This is a genomic window from Kitasatospora putterlickiae, from assembly GCF_039527695.1.
Classification (GTDB): domain Bacteria; phylum Actinomycetota; class Actinomycetes; order Streptomycetales; family Streptomycetaceae; genus Kitasatospora; species Kitasatospora putterlickiae.
The window spans coordinates 1-3,319 of the sequence record NZ_BAAAKJ010000039.1; the positions used below are offsets into that span (position 1 = coordinate 1).

2 protein-coding genes and 2 pseudogenes are annotated in these 3,319 nt (G+C 75.7%); 1 reads left to right on the forward strand and 3 read right to left on the reverse strand.

Annotation, left to right across the window (positions count from 1 at the left end):
- Positions 1-395 (reverse strand): annotated as a pseudogene (locus ABD308_RS04760) (hypothetical protein); the annotation flags it as partial.
- 622 nt (positions 396-1,017) lie between these two features.
- Between ABD308_RS04760 and ABD308_RS04765 the strand changes: the two are divergent.
- Positions 1,018-1,416: an SsgA family sporulation/cell division regulator gene (locus ABD308_RS04765; protein WP_344326014.1), complete on the forward strand. Its 399-nt coding sequence runs from the start codon at positions 1,018-1,020 to the stop codon at positions 1,414-1,416.
- Between the two features lie 41 nt (positions 1,417-1,457).
- On the opposite strand, the gene ABD308_RS04770 is transcribed toward ABD308_RS04765, so the two are convergent.
- Both ABD308_RS04770 and ABD308_RS04775 read right to left on the reverse strand, forming a co-directional pair.
- Positions 1,458-2,963, reverse strand: a complete 1,506-nt coding sequence (locus ABD308_RS04770; RefSeq protein ID WP_344326020.1) for a GAF domain-containing protein — start codon at positions 2,961-2,963, stop codon at positions 1,458-1,460.
- 155 nt (positions 2,964-3,118) lie between these two features.
- A pseudogene (locus tag ABD308_RS04775) lies at positions 3,119-3,319 on the reverse strand (M56 family metallopeptidase); the annotation flags it as partial.

Genomic DNA, 3,319 nt, shown 5'->3' on the forward strand with positions numbered 1-3,319 from the left:
TGCTGGCCATGGTGATGGAGCTGTCCCAGGACGGCCGGGTGGCGACCCGCCGTCGCGTCCGGGGCGGCCATGGTCCCGGTGCCGGAGGAGGTCGTGCCGCCCGTGGCGCCGGAAGCGGCGTCAGGGGAGCCGCCGGGGCTGGGCGGCGGCCCGCTGGAGCCGACCCGGGCGACCCCGGCCCGGCGGCCCACGCCCTGTTGCTCGTTGAGCAGGAAGGTGGTGGCGATGCTGATGCCCACCACGGTGGACATCGCCATCGCGGCGCCGGAGAACCGCAGGGTGGGCAGCCGCAGGCGGCCGCCGAACGGGCCCGGACGGCCGTGCCGGCCGTGGCGCGTGCGGTACCGGTCGTGCGCGTACGGCGCGTCCTGTCCAGTGTCGTCGGACAGAGTCACCTGGACCCCTCCCTCCCCTGAAGTCGCCGTTGCGGTCGTCGCATTCTCCCACGTACCGACGGCGGTGCCGGTGGCGCCGGACCGGGCGGACTGCCGCCAGGCCCCTGGTGCGGTCGGCCTGTTCGGCCCGATCCCGTCGGATCCGGTCCGATTCGATCCGATGCGGTACCGGCTGGTCCGGTCCGGTCGGAGGCGTTGTCCGGGGTTCGTTCGGGCACGGTCCGGCCGGGTTGGTGCGGGGGCGCGCGTGCGGAGTCCGACCGGACGCGCGCGCGGGCGCGCGCCGGCAGGGGGACGAGCGTAGCAGTGGGCCCCCGGGCGGTGGCCAGTGATCGGACCGAATTGATCCAATCCGTGGACAACCCGTTGACCAGCGGAAGTTGACGGTCCGTCTGACAACGGCGGTAAGGGACCCTCGGCCGGTGCGGGGATTATTGCAACCTCCTTGCAACCCTTGCCCGGCCTCGCGCGGTGGAGCACGCTGGTGGACATCCCACGCCGTCCCGGAGAGACCGTCATGCCGCCCGACCCGCTGCCAGCACCCTTCAGTGCCCCCCTCGCCGCTACCCCCACGGGCGGCGATGAGGCAGGCTCCACCGCCGCTCCGGCGGCGGTGGAGGAGGTGCTGACGCTGCGGATCTCGCTGGGCGAGGAGGTGGTCGGAGAGGTCCGTACGCGGTTCCGGTTCGACGCCGAACGCCCGTACGAGGTGCTGCTGACGTTCCACCTGGGGCGGCCGGACGAGGCCGACTGGGTGTTCTCGCGCGAACTGCTGCGCGACGGCCTGCGCTCGTTGAGCGGCCAGGGCGACGTCAAACTGTGGCCGGCGTACTGCCCGTGCCACGGCTCGACGTTGCACCTGGCGCTTGAGTCGCCGCACGGCAGCGCGCTGCTGGAGGCGTCCAAGCCGAAGGTCCAGGACTGGCTGGACCGCACGTACGCGCTCGTCTCCGAGGAGTCCGAGCGGTCCCACGGGCCCAGCGACGCCCAGCTCTCCGAACTGCTCGGCGGCGGCCGCTGAGCCTGTGGGCGACCGCGGGCGCTACCGGGCTCCACCGGGCCTCACTGCGGCGGCAGGGGCAACGGATCGGAGCGGGGACGCGGCGCTACCGTCCCGTCGGCCGGGGGCCGAGGGCCCGGTAACGGCGGGGTGCCGGGCAGCCGGGCCGTCCCGCCGACCAGCCCCGCGCGGAGCCTGCGCACGGCGGGCGCCGAAGAGGCCGGCAGCAGGTCGTACGGGTCCTCCGGACCGGCCACCGTCACCAGCACCGAGTCGGCGAAACGATACGGCCGGTGGGCCAGCAGGCCGCCCAGGTAGCGGCGGAGGCGGGACAGTTCGGCCCGCACCGTGACCGTCCGGGCCGGGTCCCCGAACAGCGCGTCGGCCAGCTGCGCCGCGCTGAGGCCGTCGCGTTCGGTGGCGAGCAGGAGCAGCAGCTCGGCGTGGCGCGGGCTGAGCGCGTGCGACCAGCTGCCGGCCGCGCCGCGCACCGACAGGCCGGGGCTGGCCGCGCGCCGCAGGTCGAGCCGGAGCCTGGCACCCTCGGCCTGTTCGGCGACGCGGCCGCCGCCGGGCCCGGCCGCGTCCGGGTCCGGCCCGGGGACGGCCGGGGCGGTGTCCTGCGGCCGGACCGGCCGGACCAGCCAGCCGTCGGCGAGCGGCTCGATCACGCACTCGCCCAGACTGGGTAGCCAGTGCACGGCGGCCGAGCCCCAGCCCTCGGCGGGCAGCCGCAGCCGGGCCGGTGGCGGCAGTCCCGCCGCGGCCGCCGTCCAGCCCGCCGCGTCGACGACCAGGGCGGGGCCGTTCACCCGGGCCAGCATCGGGGCCGCCAGGGTGCGCAGGTGGTGCAGGGATTCCAGGCGGCGGGCGCGCAGTTCGGTCTCGGCGAGCTTGGCGGCGGTGGCGGTCAGCTGGAGCAGGTAGGGGCGGACCGAGTGGGCCGGGCCGCTGAGGTTGATCGCGCCGATCAGCAGGCCGGTGCCGGGGTCGCGCACGGGGGCGGCGACGCAGGTCCAGGAGTGGTGGCTGCGCAGGTAGTGCTCGGCGGAGTGGACGTGCATCGGGCGCTGGGCGCGCAGGGCGGCGGCTATGCCGTTGGTGCCGACCCGCTCCTCCACCCAGCGGGCGCCGGTGAGGAAGCCGATCCGTTCGGCGCTGCGGCGCAGGCCGCGTTCGCCCTCCTGCCAGAGGATGTGGCCGTCGGCGTCGGTGATCGCGAGGATCAGCGGGGGCTGGTCGACCTGTTCGACCAGGGTGCCGCGGAGGATGGGGAGCAGCGGGTCGAGGCCGCTGGCCCGGCGGCGGTGCTCGATCTCGGCGGGGCCCAGGTGGACGGCGTCCGCGCCGGCGTCCGGGTCGAGGCCGAGGCGGCGCAGCCGCTCCCAGGAGTCGCCGATCTCGGGGCGGGCCTGGAGGAAGGGCGGCTCGTCGGGGGCGGAGGGGTCCCGGTTGGCGCTGCGCGCGGCGGCCTCGGCGAGGGCACGCTCGTGGACCTTGGCCAGTTCGGCCGCGCTCTGCGGGATGCGACGTTCGGGTCGTCGGGTCTGCCGTCCGGGTTGCCGCACTCGTCCTGCTCCTCGCCGCCGTTCGAGGGCGCGCCGGGGCCGACGCGCTGACGAAAGAGTACGGGCGCCACCGGTTCCTGGGGATGGGGTCTGCCAACTCGGAATACCAGACGGTATGAAAGTGGTCATGCCAATGAATTTCCGGTGTGCGACCGCTAGTGACCGGGGGGTTGGCGCTGGGCGGTCTCGACGGTGCGGTGCAGGTCGGCGGTGGCGTCGAGGCTGGTCGCGGCGGTGAGGGCGAGACGGGCGGTCAGTGCCAGGACGGCGATCCGGCGGGCGGCGGACGGGCCGGCCGGGCGCGGGTGCCGCAGGGCGGCGACCCGGCGGGCGACCGGTCCGCCGTGGGCCGCCGC